The 17,241-nt window shown below is 50.0% G+C and carries 18 protein-coding genes and 1 riboswitch; of the genes, 1 reads left to right on the forward strand and 17 read right to left on the reverse strand.

Annotated elements, in window-relative coordinates; genetic code table 11:
- Window positions 1-17 precede the first annotated feature (17 nt).
- The 13 genes from ABIC15_RS03030 to ABIC15_RS03090 all read right to left on the reverse strand — a co-directional run bounded on the left by ABIC15_RS03030 (window position 18) and on the right by ABIC15_RS03090 (window position 12,838).
- Window positions 18-683: a methionine ABC transporter permease gene (locus ABIC15_RS03030; RefSeq protein WP_012371207.1), complete on the reverse strand. Its 666-nt coding sequence runs from the start codon at window positions 681-683 to the stop codon at window positions 18-20.
- The gene (locus ABIC15_RS03035) at window positions 680-1,702 is read right to left on the reverse strand and encodes a methionine ABC transporter ATP-binding protein (RefSeq protein ID WP_354019686.1); all 1,023 of its coding nucleotides are present in this window, start codon (window positions 1,700-1,702) and stop codon (window positions 680-682) included. Before ABIC15_RS03035 ends, ABIC15_RS03030 begins: the two co-directional genes overlap by 4 nt.
- Window positions 1,703-1,782: 80 nt before the next feature.
- Window positions 1,783-1,888, reverse strand: a riboswitch (SAM riboswitch).
- A gap of 59 nt (window positions 1,889-1,947) precedes the next feature.
- Complete coding sequence (locus ABIC15_RS03040; protein ID WP_214766173.1) at window positions 1,948-3,114, reverse strand: bifunctional cystathionine gamma-lyase/homocysteine desulfhydrase; 1,167 nt, start codon at window positions 3,112-3,114, stop codon at window positions 1,948-1,950.
- Window positions 3,107-4,030: a PLP-dependent cysteine synthase family protein gene (locus ABIC15_RS03045; RefSeq protein ID WP_012371210.1), complete on the reverse strand. Its 924-nt coding sequence runs from the start codon at window positions 4,028-4,030 to the stop codon at window positions 3,107-3,109. Before ABIC15_RS03045 ends, ABIC15_RS03040 begins: the two co-directional genes overlap by 8 nt.
- The gene (locus ABIC15_RS03050) at window positions 4,027-4,491 is read right to left on the reverse strand and encodes an S-ribosylhomocysteine lyase (protein WP_114595157.1); all 465 of its coding nucleotides are present in this window, start codon (window positions 4,489-4,491) and stop codon (window positions 4,027-4,029) included. Before ABIC15_RS03050 ends, ABIC15_RS03045 begins: the two co-directional genes overlap by 4 nt.
- A gap of 3 nt (window positions 4,492-4,494) precedes the next feature.
- Window positions 4,495-5,133, reverse strand: coding sequence for a class I SAM-dependent methyltransferase (locus ABIC15_RS03055; RefSeq protein ID WP_354019687.1), 639 nt, complete (start codon window positions 5,131-5,133; stop codon window positions 4,495-4,497).
- A 549-nt stretch (window positions 5,134-5,682) separates the two neighbouring features.
- Window positions 5,683-5,961 carry a thioredoxin family protein gene (locus ABIC15_RS03060; RefSeq protein ID WP_131972339.1) on the reverse strand — a complete coding sequence of 93 codons (279 nt, stop codon included), beginning with the start codon at window positions 5,959-5,961 and terminating at the stop codon, window positions 5,683-5,685.
- A 101-nt stretch (window positions 5,962-6,062) separates the two neighbouring features.
- Entirely contained in the window at window positions 6,063-6,446 is a 384-nt protein-coding gene (gene gcvH / locus ABIC15_RS03065; RefSeq protein ID WP_114595154.1) for a glycine cleavage system protein GcvH, read from the reverse strand.
- Window positions 6,447-6,510: 64 nt separating this feature from the next.
- The gene (locus ABIC15_RS03070) at window positions 6,511-6,864 is read right to left on the reverse strand and encodes an arsenate reductase family protein (protein WP_354019688.1); all 354 of its coding nucleotides are present in this window, start codon (window positions 6,862-6,864) and stop codon (window positions 6,511-6,513) included.
- A gap of 36 nt (window positions 6,865-6,900) precedes the next feature.
- A complete protein-coding gene (locus ABIC15_RS03075) occupies window positions 6,901-7,356 on the reverse strand; it encodes a DinB family protein (protein ID WP_354019689.1) in 456 nt (151 codons plus the stop codon).
- Between the two features lie 75 nt (window positions 7,357-7,431).
- Window positions 7,432-9,216, reverse strand: a complete 1,785-nt coding sequence (locus ABIC15_RS03080) for an acyl-CoA dehydrogenase family protein (protein WP_354019690.1) — start codon at window positions 9,214-9,216, stop codon at window positions 7,432-7,434.
- Window positions 9,213-10,403, reverse strand: coding sequence for an acetyl-CoA C-acetyltransferase (locus ABIC15_RS03085; protein ID WP_354019691.1), 1,191 nt, complete (start codon window positions 10,401-10,403; stop codon window positions 9,213-9,215). Before ABIC15_RS03085 ends, ABIC15_RS03080 begins: the two co-directional genes overlap by 4 nt.
- Before the next feature lie 17 nt (window positions 10,404-10,420).
- The gene (locus ABIC15_RS03090) at window positions 10,421-12,838 is read right to left on the reverse strand and encodes a 3-hydroxyacyl-CoA dehydrogenase/enoyl-CoA hydratase family protein (protein WP_354019692.1); all 2,418 of its coding nucleotides are present in this window, start codon (window positions 12,836-12,838) and stop codon (window positions 10,421-10,423) included.
- Window positions 12,839-13,023: 185 nt separating this feature from the next.
- Between ABIC15_RS03090 and ABIC15_RS03095 the strand changes: the two genes are divergently transcribed.
- On the forward strand, window positions 13,024-13,665 hold the full coding sequence (locus ABIC15_RS03095) for a class I SAM-dependent methyltransferase (RefSeq protein WP_354019693.1): 642 nt from the start codon (window positions 13,024-13,026) through the stop codon (window positions 13,663-13,665).
- A gap of 171 nt (window positions 13,666-13,836) precedes the next feature.
- Here the strand turns inward: ABIC15_RS03095 and ABIC15_RS03100 are convergent, their stop codons facing one another.
- From ABIC15_RS03100 to trhA, 4 genes are all read right to left on the reverse strand, one after another.
- Window positions 13,837-14,658, reverse strand: a complete 822-nt coding sequence (locus tag ABIC15_RS03100; protein WP_354019694.1) for a DUF2785 domain-containing protein — start codon at window positions 14,656-14,658, stop codon at window positions 13,837-13,839.
- A gap of 234 nt (window positions 14,659-14,892) precedes the next feature.
- Window positions 14,893-15,810, reverse strand: a complete 918-nt coding sequence (locus tag ABIC15_RS03105) for a proline dehydrogenase family protein (RefSeq protein WP_354019695.1) — start codon at window positions 15,808-15,810, stop codon at window positions 14,893-14,895.
- A gap of 84 nt (window positions 15,811-15,894) precedes the next feature.
- Window positions 15,895-16,569: a TVP38/TMEM64 family protein gene (locus ABIC15_RS03110; protein ID WP_354019696.1), complete on the reverse strand. Its 675-nt coding sequence runs from the start codon at window positions 16,567-16,569 to the stop codon at window positions 15,895-15,897.
- Window positions 16,566-17,231, reverse strand: coding sequence for a PAQR family membrane homeostasis protein TrhA (trhA, locus tag ABIC15_RS03115; RefSeq protein ID WP_354019856.1), 666 nt, complete (start codon window positions 17,229-17,231; stop codon window positions 16,566-16,568). Before trhA ends, ABIC15_RS03110 begins: the two co-directional genes overlap by 4 nt.
- Window positions 17,232-17,241 lie beyond the last annotated feature (10 nt).

Consider the following 17,241-nt stretch of genomic DNA (forward strand, 5'->3'; position numbering starts at 1 on the left):
GTTAAATAAGATAGGTGTTACCGTTTATCGATGGCTTTGACGAGCAGGTCACCGATAATTTGAATGATGAAGACGATGACAAGAATCAACAGTGTCGCGATGACCGTGATGTTATTTTGTGAACGCTGGAATCCTTCGATGAAGGCCATGTCTCCCAGTCCACCACCACCGGCTAACCCGGCCATTGCCGTGTAACCGACGAGTGCGACGAGCGTCACGGTGATACCGGAGACGATTGCCGGAAGAGCTTCCGGAATCAGGACTTTATAGATGATTTGGAACTTCGTTGCTCCCATCGATTCAGCCGCCTCAATGACACCCTTATCGACTTCACGAAGCGCCAGTTCGACCATCCGGCCGTAAAACGGTGCTGCACCTAGAATTAACGCAGGTAGCGCAGCCGTTGGTCCTAAGAATGATCCAACGATGATTTTCGTGATCGGGATTAACAGGATCAATAGAATGATAAACGGGATCGAACGGAAGATATTGACTAAAAAGCTGAGCACGGAATACAGTGTCCGATTTTTAAACAATAATTCTTCGTTCGTCGCATATAACAACAGACCGATTGCCAGTCCAAGGACAAACGTTGCAAGTCCCGCAACGGCCGTCATATAGATCGTACTGCCTGTTGCTTCCCAGACCATATCCCAATCCACATCTGCAAAAAATGTACTCATCGGTGATCCACCTCCACTTCAACGTCACTCGCTTGAAGTTTGGCGATGACCACTTGTGCTTCCTGTTCCGAACCGAGCAACTGAATGAACAGCGTTCCGAGTGCTCCGTCCTGCGTCTGTCCGACGTTTCCGCCGATGATATTGAATAATAAGTTCGAATCTTTCATGACTTCGGCAAGGATCGGACTTTCCGCTGTCGAACCGACAAACGTCAGCTGGACGATTTTCCCGGTCGGATACCGCTCGCGTAATTTCGCAAACGTCAATTCGTTTTCAGACGGTGACGTCAATTGTTTGACGAACTCTTTGGTCATCGCCTGTTTCGGGTGACGGAATACTTCAGCAACCGGTCCCTGTTCGACGATTTTCCCGGCTTCCATGACGGCGACCCGGTGACAGATTTTTTGAATGACATGCATCTCGTGTGTGATCAAGACGATCGTCAGTTTTAATTTTTTGTTGATGTCGACCAACAACTCGAGGATCGAGTCGGTCGTTTTTGGATCCAGCGCACTGGTCGCTTCGTCACAGAGTAAGACGTCCGGATTGGATGCCAGTGCCCGGGCAATCCCGACCCGTTGTTTTTGTCCACCAGACAGTTGCGACGGATAAGCGCCTTCACGTCCGTCGAGTCCGACGAGCTGAATCAGTTCGGCAACCCGTTCTTTACGACGGGCTTTCGGATAACCGCCGAGCTCAAGCGGGAACATGATGTTTTCTTCGACTGTCCGTGACCAAAGCAGATTAAAGTGTTGGAACACCATTGAGACGTTTTTACGGACGCCCCGTAATTCTTTTGGTTTGAGCGTCGTCATTTCGACACCGTCGATTTGAATCGAGCCGCTCGTCGGTGCCTCCAGCATGTTCAGCAAACGAATCAGTGTTGATTTCCCTGCCCCTGAATAACCGATTATTCCAAAAATTTCACCGCGCTCGATTGACAAGTCGACATTGACGACGGCTTCAACCGATCCGCGCTTCGAGCGATAAATCTTTCCTACATCCTGTAAGCGAATCAATACGGTCCCTCCTAAACATAAAAAAAGTGCGCACGTTTTAGAGCAAACGCGCGCACTTTTTCAGTACACAAAACCATTTGCTCTCATCTTGCAGACAAATGTCTGCTGGAATTAGCACCACTTCGGAATAAATTCCGCGGTTGCCGGGTTTCATCGGGCCAGTCCCTCCACCACTCTCGATAAGAGTTATCGGTATTAAGTTATTTTTAATATAATCTGAATATTAGCAGGGGTTATTTTGCTTGTCAAACAGTTTTTTCTGAAACCGGTTGAAGCAGACTGAAAGCACGTGCCAAATCTTCTTTCAAGTCTTCCGCGTCCTCAAGACCTACCGAGATCCGAACGAGACCATCCGTAATTCCGAGTTCTGCGCGACGCTCTGCCGGAATCGACGCATGTGTCATCCGTGCCGGAACGGAAATCAGACTCTCGACCGCTCCAAGACTTTCAGCCAATGTGAAGAAATGTGTCGCTTCGACGAGTTTCTCCGCATTTTCTGCTGAACCGACATCAAAGCTGATCATGCCGCCGAAACCGGTCGCTTGTTTTTGTTGTGTCGCGTGACCCGGATGTGATGCCAGTCCCGGATAGAAGATGTTTGAGACGACGTCCTGTTCCTGTAAGAACTGAACGAGATCGTGTGATGTTTCTTCGATTGCATCCATCCGGATACCAAGCGTCCGTAATCCACGGACGAGCAGGAAGCTGTCCTGCGGTCCAAGAATACCGCCGGTCGAGTTTTGGATGAAGTGAAGATCTTCTCCGAGCTCGTCGCTGTTGACGACGACAAGTCCGGCGACGACGTCCGAATGACCGCCGATGTATTTTGTCGCGCTGTGCAGAACGATATCTGCACCGAGTGCGAGTGGTTGTTGCAAGTATGGTGTCGCGAATGTGTTATCGACGACGAGTTTCAAGTTATTGCGTTTCGCAATCTCAGCAACTGCTGCGATATCTGTAACTTTCAACAACGGGTTCGTCGGTGTTTCGACATACAGCATCTTCGTGTTGTCTTGCACCGCAGCTTCCGTCGCCGCGAGATCCGTCGTATCGACGAACGTCACTTGGATGTTGAACTTCGGCAGGACACGTTGCATCAAACGGAACGTTCCGCCGTAGACGTCATCCGTCATGACGATATGGTCACCTGACTCAAGCAGGTTAAAGACAGCGTGAATCGCCGCCATTCCTGATCCGAAGGCAAAACCGCGTGCGCCGCCTTCAAGATCGGCAATCAGACGTTCGATGCTCGTCCGTGTCGGGTTCGCTGTCCGGGAATACTCATATCCTTCTTTTAACTGACCGATTTTTTCCTGTTTGTAGGTACTTGTCTGATAAATCGGGGGTGTAACGGCACCTGTTGCTCGATCGACGCCTGTTCCTCCATGAATCAATGCTGTCTTTTTACGCATGTGTCTCGTCCACCTTTTCAAAGATTTGTTGGCTTAAATACCGTTCGGCACTGTCCGCAAAGACGGTGACGATGGTACTGCCGGGAAAACGATGTGCCAGATCAAGTGCTGCAACGAGTGCCGCGCCGGCCGAACTGCCGACGAGCAATCCTTCACGGGCCGCCAGTTCATGGACTTTCGTAAAAGCGTCATGATCGGAAATCGTATGAATTTCATCCACTAAGTCACGGGAAACGAGACTTGGCCATTTGGCCGTCCCGATGCCTTCCGTCTTATGCGGTCCGGCTGGTCCCCCGTTGAGGACCGATCCTTCCGGTTCAACGATTGCACCTTTTGTCCCGAGACGTTCTTTTAAATACGCCGCTGTTCCGGCAAACGTTCCACCTGATCCGCATCCGGCAACGAACCAATCAATCTGATCCAGCTCCGCCATCAGCTCAGGACCAAGTGTCCGCTGATACGTAACCGGATTTTCTTCGTTTTCGAATTGAAGCGGAACATAGCTGTTTGGAATCGTTTGTCCGAGTTCTTTGGCTTTATCGATCGCACCCTGCATATCGAGCTCAGTCGGTGTGTTGACGACAGTCGCGCCGAGTGCACGCATCAACGTCTGTTTCTCCTGGCTGAACTTTTCCGGAACGACACAGATGACTTGAAGGTCATATTTTTTAGCGGCGAGCGCCAAACCGATGCCGGTGTTGCCGGCAGTCGGTTCGATGATTGTTCCGCCTCGTGTCACATATCCCTGTTCGATCGCGGCATCAACGAGTTGAATGCCCAGGCGGTCTTTGACGCTGCCCCCAGGGTTCATCCATTCGAGCTTCGCCAAAATCCGCGTACCAGCAGGCAAATCGAATGAAGTAATCTCGTAGAGCGGCGTATTTCCGACGAGGTCGCGGACTGATTTCGCGATCATCCGAAGACGATGTCCCATTCATCACGACCGGCAAGCATTTTCTCGGCATAGTGCTTCGCTCCTTTAAGGTCGTGGGCGCTTGCGAATCCGCATTGGACTTCGTTTTGCGCTGGAATTTCTTCTGCTGCTAAGACGTCTTTTAATGTTTTCTCAACGAGTTCGCTCATTTTTTCGACCGAATCGAAGTTCATCATCGCCATGTAGAAACCTGTTTGGCATCCCATCGGCGACACATCGATCACGTCATCCGAGTAGTTGCGGATGTTTTCAGCGAGTAAGTGCTCGAGTGTGTGCATCGCACGCATCGGCATTTGTTCGACGTTCGGTTGTGTGAAGCGGATGTCGTATTTGACGACTTGGTCGACTTTACCGTCTTTGTAACCGGCAACACGGATATATGGTGCTTTGACTTTCGTATGGTCCAGGTTAAAGCTTTCTACGTTCATTTTTTTGAGTGTCATGATTTATTCCCCCATTTTCTCGGCTTCTACGAGCCAGACGAAGTGATTGTATTGTGTGAATGAAACATCAAAACCGCGTGACGCAAAAATCTGTTCCATCACCGGAATCAGTGGATAAAACTCACGTTCCAAATCTTCCGCCAGTCCGTTAAATCCTTGTGCTTTCGCTTCAGCAATCGTTTGTAAGCGGGCTTCTTCCGAAACAAACATCGTATCGGCATAAACGATTTTTCCGTCGTGCGGCAAAATCTTCGCCATCAAATCAACAGCTTCTCCCTTTTCCTCATCCGTCAGATGATGAAACGCATACGTCGAAACAAAGCTTTTCGCATCATCTGCCGTAAACGACAGGAAATGTCCGTCCTGCACCGGAAGTTCCGGAATCTTGTTGATGAGAATATCCCGCATCTCCGGACTCGGTTCGACGGCGAGGACATGATCATGTCGCTCCAGCAACCGTTGCGTCAGGTTACCAGTTCCCGCACCGAACTCGACGACCGGTGAGACAGCTTTCGTTGCGACTGTATCCAATATTTCTTCATAACGACGAAAGACTTCTTTGTACTCCGGATCATGCCCCGTTACCGTGTCGTCGTATGTTGACGCCCACTCTGTAAAAACATCCATAAAACGTACTGTCATGCCTGTTCGTCCTCCGTATCTCTCTTTTAATTCCGACTAATCGGATATGAATTAAAGTAATTTACCTTAATCGCATTGTAGCAGGGACATTTACGAATGGCAAGACGACTGCTTTAAATTCTTTTGAAAACAAAAAAAAGGCGCTGCCGGAGAACCGGCAACACGAATAATGTGGTTAGAAATGCCACGAAGGAAAACCCAGCTCTGACACGAACTTCTTCGTTCGTCGTATCAGAGGGCGGCGCCTTTTCGACATATCAGTTGAACTGGACTCTCATGACAGATCTCCTGCTCGAATCCCGAATGGTTTCCTTGCGCCGCTTCGTCTTTGGGGGACGACTTAAGGGGAGACAAGCAAACAACACAGGATTTTTTTGAACGGTTCTGGAATGAAAAACAACAGCCAACTCATATCTCTGCCAGACTTCCTATAAAAGCATTTCTAGAAGTTGATATGAATATACCATTCATAATTTAGCATTGTCAATGAATTATTGTAAATATTCCGACAATTTAGCGTAAAGAGAAATCTCAGACGGATTCCTCTTGTTATTCGGCACAGAATGCAAAGACATTTTGAACCGATTGAAACGCATAAAGCCTTGATACGACTTGATTTTCTTCAATCTTCAACAAGGCCGGCACACTCATGACCTGCGCTTGCTCTAAAAAGTCCGGAATGAAGTTTCCGTTTGCCTGCACGATCCATTCTTCCTCTTTTGTCGCTTCGACGATCTCAAGCATCCGACTGGCGATGGCGCATGTCCCACACATCGGTGCATAGACATACAAAAAACCGTTTTCCGGGACTTGTGTGACTTCTTTCATCCGTTCCATTCCCCCTCTGTTTTGTTTTATCTTGTGCCAGTATACAGAAAAAAAGACGACGAGGAAACGATATCGTTTCCTTGCCGCCTTTTCCGTAAGTATTACTCGTTAATCATCGATTTGTAAGCAGCTGCGTCCATTAACGCTTCTACTTGTGCATCATCTTCGATTTCGATATCGACCATCCAAGCACCTTCGAATGGTGATTCGTTGACGAGTTCCGGGGAATCAGACAGTGACTCATTGATGGCAACGACTTTCCCTGAAATCGGTGCGTACAATTCGGATACCGTTTTAACCGATTCAACTGAACCAAACGGCTCGTTGGCAGAAATCGTATCGCCGACTTCTGGTAATTCGACGAAGACGATATCGCCAAGTTCGTGTTGCGCAAAATCCGTAATCCCGATTCGTGCCTTGTTTCCTGTTACTTCGACCCATTCATGCTCTTCCGAATAACGTAGATTGTCTTTGACTTGACTCATTTGCGATTCCCCCTGTGATCTATAGTGGACTAACGCATTCAGTATACCAAATGAACTAGCCTTCTTAATACCATTTTCCTTGATAGAGTTCTTCTTTGAAGCCGATTGTCACGTCTTGTCCGTCTGTGACGATCGGACGCTTCAGCAACATCCCGTCACTTGCAAGCAATTCGTATTGCTCCTGTTCGGACAGATTCGGCAGGCGGTCCTTGATGCCTTGCGACCGGTACGACTGGCCGCTCGTATTAAAAAACTTCTTCAGCGGTTCGCCACTCTTTTGATGAAGTTCCCGAATCGTCTCGGCACTCGGTGTCTCATTGACGATATGCTTGTAGTCAACTTCGACACCGTTCGTTTCCAGTGCTTTTTTTGCTTTGACACACGTACTGCATTTTGGATAACCGTACATCGTTACCATTTTTTCATCACCTCTGTCTTCAGATTAGCAGATTGGTCAGCCCCGTTTCAAGCGTGCCAATGCTGCATCGATTTGATCCTGATGGTGGTGGTCATGGGCAATGAAGGAGTCGACAAACGCCTTTGGCTGAAATGTCCCTTCATATGTCCGCTCATACTGTTCGTCCGTCAGCCGGTCGAGGAGCGTAACCAGTTCCCGGCGTACACCGATGGCTTTTTTCACTAAAGCGAGGGCATCGATATGATGGGCATATTCGACCGCCAGGCGATTGAACTCGTCATAATCGGTCTGAACGAGCGTCAACCGTTCATCCGGCAGCTTGGATACGGCATGATCGAGATAGTACCGGTCCCATAAAAACAAATGACTGACACATTCCTGAACGGTCCATTTATCGACGGCAAGCGGTAATTCCCATTCTTCCTCGGAAAGCCGTTCGAGTGATTTGTAGTAGTCGATGGCAAACTGGAGTTCCGTCAATTCTTGTCGCATGTTTGCTCCCTCCTTCAATGAAAAAATTCGCCCTTACAGAGATTTTCCCTGCAAAGGCGAATCGGTAAACCTGACTTAGACTGTATATTTGTTCGCTTCGATCAAACGTTTCGCAATCAAACGTTTTGTTCCGATCGAGTTGATCGGCTGGTACCGGCTGAACTTCTTCAGTGCCGACAGTAGCATCCGTAACTCGTCGCCGCTCGCTGCCGCGTACAACGTTTCCTTCGCGTCCCGCTCCACGCCTTCAAAGGCTTGTTGTGCGAAGACTTCCGTGTAACGGATTTTCAATTCGTTTTTCTCGACGCCTTTCGCGGCAATCGCTTTTTCCGTCCGGACGATGGCTGACTCCAGTGCATAGATCGCACTCATGATGTCTGCCGTGTTCGCGAGGATTTCCTGTTCGCCTTGGAGCTTGTCCTGATACTTCTGAACGGCTGTTCCGGCCGTCAACAGGAAGATCTTTTTCATCATCGCGAGCAGATGACGTTCACGGTCGAGTGGTTCCGATCCGACTTCCGTCGGCATGAAGCTCATGACTTCCTGTTGCAGACGCTGGGCTTCTGCGAGCAACGGTAAGTCCCCTTTCATCGCTTTCTTCAGCAACGTGCCAGGTACGAGCAGACGGTTGATTTCGTTTGTACCTTCGAAGATCCGGTTGATCCGCGAATCACGGTACATGTTTTCGACTTCATATTCGGCCATGAAGCCGTATCCGCCGTGAATCTGAACCGCTTCGTCGATGACGTAGTCAAACGTTTCCGATGCAAACACTTTGTTCATCGAGCATTCAATCGCGTATTCAGCGATTGAATCGGCGATCTTCTTGCCGTCTTTGCTCTCTTCTTCCGACAACTGATCGAGACTGTCCTGGAATAATCCGCCGGTCCGGTAGACCGAGCTCTCCATCGCATACGTCTGCGCTGACATCGTCGCCAGTTTTTCCTGGATCAACGGGAATGAGCTGATTGGTGTCTTGAACTGTTTCCGCTCATTGGAATACTGCACGGCAAGGTCGATTGCCCGTTTTGATGATCCGACCGCACCGACCGCTAATTTATAACGACCGACGTTCAAGATGTTAAAGGCGATGACGTGTCCGCGACCGATTTCACCGAGGACGTTTTCAACCGGTACTTCCGCATCTTGCAGGATCAACGTCCGGGTTGACGAGCCTTTGATTCCCATCTTTTGTTCTTCGAGTCCGGTCGAGACACCCGGGTACTCGCCTTCGACGAGGAATGCTGTAAATTTGTCACCGTCGATTTTAGCGTAGACGACGAACAGGCTGGCAAAACCGGCATTCGTGATCCATTGTTTTTCCCCGTTCAGGATGTAGTGTGTGCCGGCTTCATTCAGGACAGCCGTCGTTTTCGCACCAAGGGCATCCGAACCTGAGCCCGGTTCTGTCAACGCGTAAGACGCAATCCATTCACCAGACGACAGTTTCGGGAGATACTTTTGTTTTTGCTCTTCGTTCCCGAAGAAGACGATTGGCAATGAACCGATTCCGACGTGAGCACCGTAACTGAGGGCAAACGAACGGCCGCGGGCAAACTTCTCCGTGATGATCGACGATGAAATCTTGTCCATCTGATAGCCGCCGTAGGCTTCCGGAACGTCTGCACCAAGCAAGCCGAGCTCGCCTGCTTCGCGCAGAAGACCGACCGACAACTCGAACTCATGTTTTTCAATCCGGTCGAGGACTGGAACGACACGGTCTTCGACGAACTTCGCCGTCATGTCACCAATCATTTTGTGTTCTTCCGAAAAATCTTCCGGTGTAAAGAGACGATCCGCTTGTAACTCATCCAGTACAAAACTTCCACCTTTAATCAATTCGTTTGTCGTTTGGCTCATTGTCCTGTTCCTCCTTCAACTAGTTCGAATACACCGGCAGCACCCATCCCGCCGCCGATACACATCGAGACGACGCCGTATTGGACGTTCCGTCGTTTCATTTCATGCAAGAGTGTTAATGTCAGTTTCGTTCCCGTACACCCGAGTGGATGACCAAGCGCAATCGCGCCGCCGTTGACGTTGACGATGTCTTCATTCAGTCCGAGTTCACGGATGACACCGAGTGACTGGGACGCAAACGCTTCGTTTAATTCAATCAATCCGACGTCTTCGAGCGTGATGCCGGCAAGTTCCAGTGCCTTCGGAATCGCGACGACCGGTCCGATTCCCATGACTTCCGGACGGACACCGCCGACCGCAAACGATTTGAACTTCCCGAGAATCGGCAGTCCCTGGCGTTCCGCTTCTTCCCGTTCCATGATCAGGACGGCAGCTGCACCGTCTGATGTCTGCGACGAGTTCCCCGCTGTGACACTGCCGCCGAGACGGAATGCCGGACGGAGCTTGGCAAGACCTTCCGGTGACGAATCGGCACGGACACCTTCGTCATGTTCGACGACCCATGTCTTTTCTTCAATTTTCAACTCATCGTTGACGTACTGTTCCGTGACCGTCACCGGGACGATTTCATCGGCGAATTTGCCGGACGCGATTGCAGCGGCTGCTTTTTGATGGCTTTTCAGGGCAAAGGCATCCTGATCTTCCCGTGAGACGTGGTACGTCGCGGCGACCTGCTCTGCCGTGTGTCCCATGCTCATGTAATATTCAGGCTCCGTTTCGACGATTGACGGATTTGGTCGGACGACGTGTCCCGGCATCGGTACTTGGCTCATCGACTCAAGACCACCGGCAATGACGGCTGTCGCTTGCCCCGTCATGATTTTCATCGACGCATCGGCAATCGACTGGAGACCGGACGAGCAATAGCGGTTGATCGTGATCGCCGGCACTTCATGTGACAGTCCGCCGAGGACGGATGCGTACCGGGCGATGTTCATCCCTTGTTCCGCTTCCGGTAAGGCGCACCCGAGAATGACGTCATCAATTGCTCCGGTGTAGTTCGCCCGTTTCAACGTTTCCTTGATGGCGATACCTGCGAGTTCATCAGAACGCATTGACTTAAATGATCCTTTTTTTGCTTTGCCGACCGGTGTTCGTGCACCGGCGACGATTACTGCTTCCTTCATTCGAATCCCCCCAGTCATCAGTTACGGAGCGGCTTGCCTTTGACAAGCATATGTTGCATCCGTTGTTGTGTTTTCAGTTCGCCAATCAAGCTCAGGAAGGCTTCCCGTTCGATATCGAGCATATATTGTTCGTCGACTGCCGTTCCGAACGAAACGTTCCCGCCGGCAATGACGTGTGCGAGTTTACTGGCAATTTTTAAATCATGTTCCGAGATATAGCCGCCGTACAACATTTCACGGGTCGCGAGCTCAAGTGTCGCTTTCCCGGCCCGGCCGACGACCGGAATCTTGGTATGGGCCGGCGCCGTGTAGCCTGTCCGGTCGAGTTCGAGCACCAATTGTTTTGCATCAAACGTCAAGTGATCCCGGTTCATCGAAATCTGATCGACGGTCCGGACATACCCGAGTTCCCGTGCTTCAAAGGCCGATTTCGAAACCTTCGCCATCGCGACGTTCTCAAACGTCTTCTGCGCGGCTTTTTCGATGTTGACGAGTCCGTCCGGTGTATTCTCAAGCAGACGGCGATACGTGTTGACGTTTCCGCCGCCTCCCGGAATCAGACCAACACCGACTTCGACGAGTCCCATATACGTTTCAAGACCTGCCTGCAACCGGGCTGCCGGAAGCGAAATTTCCGTTCCGCCGCCAAGCGTCATCCCTTGCGGCGCGACGACGATCGGACGCGATGCATAACGGATTTTCTGAATCGATTGCTGGAACTTGTTGATGATCCAGTCGAGTTCGAACCAGTTTTCATCCTCTGCTTCCATCAACATCATCGCCAGGTTCGCCCCGACACAGAAGTTTTTGCCGTCGTTGGCGATGACAAGACCCCGGTGATTTTTTTCAACGAGATCAATCGACTGTTCGATCATCTGCATGATATCGACGCCGATCGCGTTACTCTTCGACGTGAATTCAAGGACGGCGACATCGTCTCCCAGATCCATCAGACGCGCTCCGTTGTTTTCAAGCAGGACGCCGTTTGATTTGCGGACGTCGCGTAAACGGATTTCTTTCGGGTTGACCGCACTGCCGACATATTTTTGTGACTGCGCATCGTAAAACTGACCGTCTTCGTTATAGAAGCTGGTGACGCCTGCTGCGAGCATCTCATCGACCCAGGCCGGGACATCGTATCCGTCCTGTTTCATCTTCGCGACCGTCTTCTCGACGCCGAGGGCATCCCACGTCTCGAACGGTCCCATCTTCCAGCCGAAGCCCCATTTCATCGCTTCGTCAATCGCTTTGATGTCATCCGCGATTTCGTGTGTCAGTTGAGCCGAGTACAGTAACGTCTTCGCATGGATTGGCCAAAGTAACGCACCGACACGGTCCTTCGCAAAGACAACAGCTTTCAGTTTATTTTTAGCGCCCGGAAGAGCTTTTGCTTGACCGATCGACGGTTCAGTAAGCGCTTTCTTTCCAACGTATTCAAAAGTCGTTAGATCGAGTTCGAGGATCTGCTTGCCGGCTTTTTTGTAGAAGCCTTGACCCGACTTCGCCCCGAGTGACCCTTCGTCAACCAATCGTTTCATTTCTGCCGGTACGGCAAATGTGTCTTTTTCCGCTCCGTCCGGTAACAGGTCATAGACGTTGTTCGCAACGTGAACGAACGTATCAATCCCGACGACATCAAGCGTCCGGAATGTCGCGGAGCTTGGACGACCGAGCAATGGTCCAGTGACGGAATCGACCTCTCCGATCGAATAGCCGCCTTTTTTCATTTCATCCATCGTGACGAGCAACCCGTATGTTCCGATCCGGTTGCCGATGAAGTTTGGTGTGTCTTTTGCGATGACGACGCCTTTACCGAGACGTTCTTCGGCAAACTGTTTCATGAACTGGACGACTTCCGGATTGGTATCACGTGTCGGAATCAGTTCGAGCAGCTTCAAGTAACGCGGCGGATTAAAGAAGTGGGTCCCGAGGAACCGGGTATTAAACGATTCCGAACGTCCTTCGCGCATCGCTTCGATTGAAATCCCTGACGTGTTGGAACTGACGATTGCATCTTCTCGTAAGAACGGTTCGATTGTTGCGAATAACTGTTGTTTGACGTCAAGCCGTTCAACGATGACTTCAATCACCCAGTCGGCTTCTTTGAGACGTCCGAGATCGTCTTCGAGATTTCCGACTTCGATTAACTCAATCAATTGTTTGGAAGCTAGTGGTGCCGGATTTTGTTTGAGCAACTTTTGCCGGTTGTCACGGGCAATCCGTGAACGAACTGATGCATCTTCCAGCGTCAATCCTTGTTTCGTCTCCTGCGCCGTTAATTCTTTTGGTACGATATCAAGCATCAATGTCCGGATTCCCGCGTTCGCGAGGTGTGCGGCAATCCCTGCACCCATGACCCCTGAACCGATAATGACGGCGAATTGAATATGTTTCGTCGTGTGTACTGTGGTCGGCTGACCGATTTGACTCGCCATGATAGACCCCCTGATTCGTAATTGAATGAACAACCATTCATTATTCTGACAAAAAAAGAAGCCGTCCGTTTTTCCACTGCTTCCTTCTACATCTCCATCATAAATGAATTATCATTCAGTAGCAATAAAAAATCAGCTATTGGTCAAATTTTCCTGTTAGACTGAAATCAAAAGGGGGAGTTCTCATGAAATCGACAGAACAATTATGGGATCAAAAAGCGACCGACTGGGCGGAACGATCGGAGATGATGTGGACGACAGGCAGCCGGAAAACGATCATTCCGTTTCTGAAGTCCGTCATTACGTCCGGCAACTTACTCGACTTGGGATGCGGTGACGGTGCGGCCTGCCGGTTGCTCGCAGACGCGTTTCAAGTATCAGGACTTGATCTGTCCGAAGAAATGATCCGGATCGCCCGTGACAAATCACCGGCACTCGACTTCGTCGTCGGAACCGGCGAAGCGTTACCGTTTGCGGATGATACGTTTGACGTCGTTCTCGTCGTCAATTCACTCGAATGGTCAACGCGTCCCGTCACGGTACTTAAAGAAATCAGCCGCGTTTCCCCACTCGTCGTCATCAGTCTGCTCGGACCAACAGCAGCACCACGGGCATTATCCTACCGTCGTCTGCACGGGGAAGAGGCACCGATGGGCAATACGATGATGCCGTGGGAACTGGTCCAACTGGCAGACGAACTCGGCTGGACGTTGCTTGAGGAAGCCGTCATTCAAAAAGAAGGTGCCGTCATGACCGGTCACCGGTTGCTTGATCAGGCCCATGCGTTTTCCTGTTTATTTGCGTTTCGGACGCGGGAAACGGATTGAGTGCTGAAGAACTAAAAAATCATAAGTTCTAAAGCAGACGTATGTCCACCCGCTTTTCTCGGGCGGGACGCAAGCGAGCTGTCATCTCAGCGATGACCGGGTCTTGCCTGTCTCTGACGGAAGCTAGCTTCCTTTTCCCGTAGAAGTCGAGTGGACACGTCTGTTTTTCGTTTACTGATACCGTTGATGGATTTGAAACAGCAAGTGTTCGATCCGTTCCGGAAGAGTCGACGTCTTGTCCTGCCATTTAACGCGGAAGTAAAAGGCTTGTAACAACTGTTTGGTATTCCGGAGCAGATTAAATCGTTCCTCACTCCATGTCACCGGTACATCGAGCCAGGGTTTAACCGCTGACTCCAATCCTGCAAAAAATGTCTCGTCTGCAATACCCTGCTCCCTTGCCACCATCCAAGCGGAAATCACACGCTCGTGCTCTTCATCTATGAAATGATATACAGGCGTTGTCAAAATTTCGATAAAGCGGACGATTGCCGGCTGTTGTTCTGCTACTCTACAACGGGGATGAGCCAACCAGACCTGGTACACATCCGCAATATGGGCAATGCTGTGAGCCCAGCCGTAAGATGGCACCTGTCCCCGAAAATCAGTTTCGTTATTCAGATACAGCAACAGCTGATCAGAAAGCTGGTCGTAGATTGTCTCATCCAGTTGCGGTGTTGCAGCGTCTTTTTCCAGCACAACCGCAAGGAGCAGTGCGGAGAAGGACCGGGTGAACACGGCCGTCTCATCCGAAGTCGTCAATTGATAAAACAATCCGTCCGAACTGAGGACAAACGACACAATCCGTTTGGCAGATGCCGCTGTAAATGTTTCTGACATGATCCATTCCGCAAGTCGTGAAAAGATCAGTTCATCCCGAAGGACCGGATCCAAACTGCCGATATGATACAACATCTGTTCCAGCAATTCCTCCGAAATCACTGTGTTCTCTTGTTGCAATTGCTCTTTCAACTGCTGTTCCGTTACGTACATGACCATACCTCCTATGTAATAAGTGAAGAAAGATTTGCTTCCCGTGACTTCTACGGGGAAAAGTTTTTTGTGCTGTCAGAGACAGGCGAGACCCGGCTCGTTGATCCTACGGGTCAAAGAGTCGCGACTTGCGTCTCGCCCGAGGAAAGCACGGGAAGAGAAAAATCTTTCAAACGATAAAACAAAAAGATGAAGCTATGACAGCTCCATCTTTCATTTCTCTATTATTCGTTATTATCCTTTAACCATACCTTTAAGGACAAACGCCACGTTTGCCGGACGTTCCGCTAAGCGGCGCATGAAGTAGCCGTACCAGTCACGGCCGTAAGGGACGTAAACACGGACTTTATAGCCGAGCTTCACGAGTTCAAGCTGACGTTCGACGCGGATGCCGTACAGCATCTGTAATTCGAACTTGTCGTTGCCGATGCCGTTTTCTTTTGCATAACGGATGATCTGTTCAATCATCGCGTCGTCATGCGTTGCGACCGCGGCATAGTTACCGAGTGACAGTTGAAGTTTTACGAGTTTGATGTAGTTGTGGTCCACATCTTCTTTTTCCGGGAAAGCAACCGTTGCCGGCTCTTTATAGGCCCCTTTAACGATCCGCAAATTCGTCTCGAATCGTCCGACACGTTTGATGTCGTCTTCCGAACGGTACAGGTATGACTGGATGACCGTTCCGATGTTATCAAAGGATTGACGCAATTCTTCAAACAATTGGATCGTTTTTTCACAACGCGGCTCGTCTTCCATATCAATCGTCACGAACACACCGACTTCTTTCGCCCGTGTCAAAATCCGTTCCATGTTCGAGCGAATCAATTCGTCCGAGATATCAAGACCAAGTGACGTCAGTTTCAGTGAAAGTTGCGAGTCTAATTTCTCTTCCGCAATCATTTCCACCGCCCGAATACATTCCTGCGTCATCATTTCCGCTTCCGCAACCGTCGAGATGAACTCACCGAGGTGATCCATCGTGACGCATAATCCCTTGGAGTTCAAATCTTGAATTGCCCGTTTTGAAGCTTCAAGTGAGTCCCCTGCCACAAAGCGCCCTGCGCCGAACTTCAGGCCGTACCGTTTTGCCAGACCATTCAATGTCTTATTTTGCGATAAGAAGATAAAACCATCCCGTAATACTCGTTCCATCACTCATTACTCCCCCTAAATAAATGCTAGGCTGTTTTACCGTGTCGGTTCACATCTCTGCATTCATATTATGACATAAAGCGCTTACATGTGCTCGATGTTTTGTTTTTTTCGTAGTTTTCGTTGGGCAAAAAAACCGACGATGAAAAAGAACAGGTACAAGAAAATCGCAAAGAAAAACTGCCAGGAAAACGGATCGCGCAGGCTCGCCCCGATATTGTTGTAAACGAAAGCTCCGGGAATGATGCCGAGGTAACTGGCGAGCGCAAACTGACGGAATTTAATTTTCGACAGACCGGACGCATAACTGATCGCGTCAAACGGAAACAGCGGAATGAGTCGAACTGTTAAGACGACGAAGAATCCATTCGTGGCAATCCGTTCATCAAGAATCGTCAACTTACCGGTTCCAATGATCTTTTCGATGCCGCGCCGACCGAGCAGACGGGCAATCCAAAAACTTAGCAAACTGCCGGTCCCTGCCCCGACGACATCAAGAATCGTTCCAATCCACGGACCGTAGGTATAACCACCAAACACCGTCAGCAGACTCGCCGGGAAAAAGACGAGCGGACGGATCGTATACGCCAATATGTACAGCAACATGCCGAAAGCGCCCTGCTGACGAATCCAGTCAGACAAGGCCTGAATATCAAACTGCTCCATCATTCCCGATAAACGGAAATACAGGAGCAGTCCGGCACCCATCAGCATGTAGAGGGTAAACGGGAGCCAGTCCCGTAACTTTAAGTTTTTCAAGACAGCGGTGCCGGTGCCGGAGCAACGTAATAGAAAATCGATAAGAAAATCAGGACGCTGCCGGCAAGGACAAACAGATGCCAAATCGCGTGATTATAAGGCAAGCGGGCCCAGACGTAAAAGATGACGCCGAGTGAATAGGCGAGACCGCCGCCAAGCAAAAGTAAAAATCCTTGTAATCCGAGTGCTTCATACATCGGCTTGATCGCAAACAGACAACACCAGCCAAGAATCAGGTACGAGGCATTCGAAATCCAGACATGTTTACCGGTCGAATACAGTTTCCAGATGATGCCGAGTATCCCGACACCCCAGACGATTCCGAGCAATGTCCAACCGAGCGGTCCCCGTAACGTAATCAGGGCGAACGGTGTATAACTGCCGGCAATCAATAAGTAGATTCCCGCGTGATCAAGGATCTGCAACACTTTATTGGCACGCGTATGCATGAGTGAGTGCATCAATGTCGAGAACAGATAGAGTAAAATCATCGTCGCGCCAAAGATACTGACGGCGGTGATGTTCCAGGCACTGCCCGACTTCGAGGCTTGCAGGACTAGCAATACTAAAGCGACGATGCTGAAGATGACACCGAGTCCGTGCGTGATGGCACTGGCCACCTCTTCTTTAAGCGAGTCGCCTTTCGCAAGCAACTCTTCAATTGTTTCTTTT

Origin of the sequence: Exiguobacterium sp. PvP048 (assembly GCF_040549175.1) — a bacterium.
GTDB classification, from domain to species: domain Bacteria; phylum Bacillota; class Bacilli; order Exiguobacteriales; family Exiguobacteriaceae; genus Exiguobacterium_A; species Exiguobacterium_A artemiae.

What these genes read in the sequence shown, in the direction of transcription:
- gcvH (WP_114595154.1), bottom strand. Translation starts at nt 6,446, where the DNA reads ATGAGTCAAGTCAAAGACAATCTACGTTATTCGGAAGAGCATGAATGG.
- ABIC15_RS03040 (WP_214766173.1), bottom strand. Translation starts at nt 3,114, where the DNA reads ATGCGTAAAAAGACAGCATTGATTCATGGAGGAACAGGCGTCGATCGA.
- ABIC15_RS03050 (WP_114595157.1), bottom strand. Translation starts at nt 4,491, where the DNA reads ATGACACTCAAAAAAATGAACGTAGAAAGCTTTAACCTGGACCATACG.
- ABIC15_RS03085 (WP_354019691.1), bottom strand. Translation starts at nt 10,403, where the DNA reads ATGAAGGAAGCAGTAATCGTCGCCGGTGCACGAACACCGGTCGGCAAA.
- ABIC15_RS03055 (WP_354019687.1), bottom strand. Translation starts at nt 5,133, where the DNA reads ATGACAGTACGTTTTATGGATGTTTTTACAGAGTGGGCGTCAACATAC.
- ABIC15_RS03090 (WP_354019692.1), bottom strand. Translation starts at nt 12,838, where the DNA reads ATGGCGAGTCAAATCGGTCAGCCGACCACAGTACACACGACGAAACAT.
- ABIC15_RS03070 (WP_354019688.1), bottom strand. Translation starts at nt 6,864, where the DNA reads ATGGTAACGATGTACGGTTATCCAAAATGCAGTACGTGTGTCAAAGCA.
- ABIC15_RS03105 (WP_354019695.1), bottom strand. Translation starts at nt 15,810, where the DNA reads ATGGAACGAGTATTACGGGATGGTTTTATCTTCTTATCGCAAAATAAG.
- ABIC15_RS03075 (WP_354019689.1), bottom strand. Translation starts at nt 7,356, where the DNA reads ATGCGACAAGAATTGACGGAACTCCAGTTTGCCATCGACTACTACAAA.
- ABIC15_RS03045 (WP_012371210.1), bottom strand. Translation starts at nt 4,030, where the DNA reads ATGATCGCGAAATCAGTCCGCGACCTCGTCGGAAATACGCCGCTCTAC.
- ABIC15_RS03095 (WP_354019693.1), top strand. Translation starts at nt 13,024, where the DNA reads ATGAAATCGACAGAACAATTATGGGATCAAAAAGCGACCGACTGGGCG.
- ABIC15_RS03100 (WP_354019694.1), bottom strand. Translation starts at nt 14,658, where the DNA reads ATGTACGTAACGGAACAGCAGTTGAAAGAGCAATTGCAACAAGAGAAC.
- ABIC15_RS03060 (WP_131972339.1), bottom strand. Translation starts at nt 5,961, where the DNA reads ATGAAAGAAGTCACACAAGTCCCGGAAAACGGTTTTTTGTATGTCTAT.
- ABIC15_RS03030 (WP_012371207.1), bottom strand. Translation starts at nt 683, where the DNA reads ATGAGTACATTTTTTGCAGATGTGGATTGGGATATGGTCTGGGAAGCA.
- ABIC15_RS03080 (WP_354019690.1), bottom strand. Translation starts at nt 9,216, where the DNA reads ATGAGCCAAACGACAAACGAATTGATTAAAGGTGGAAGTTTTGTACTG.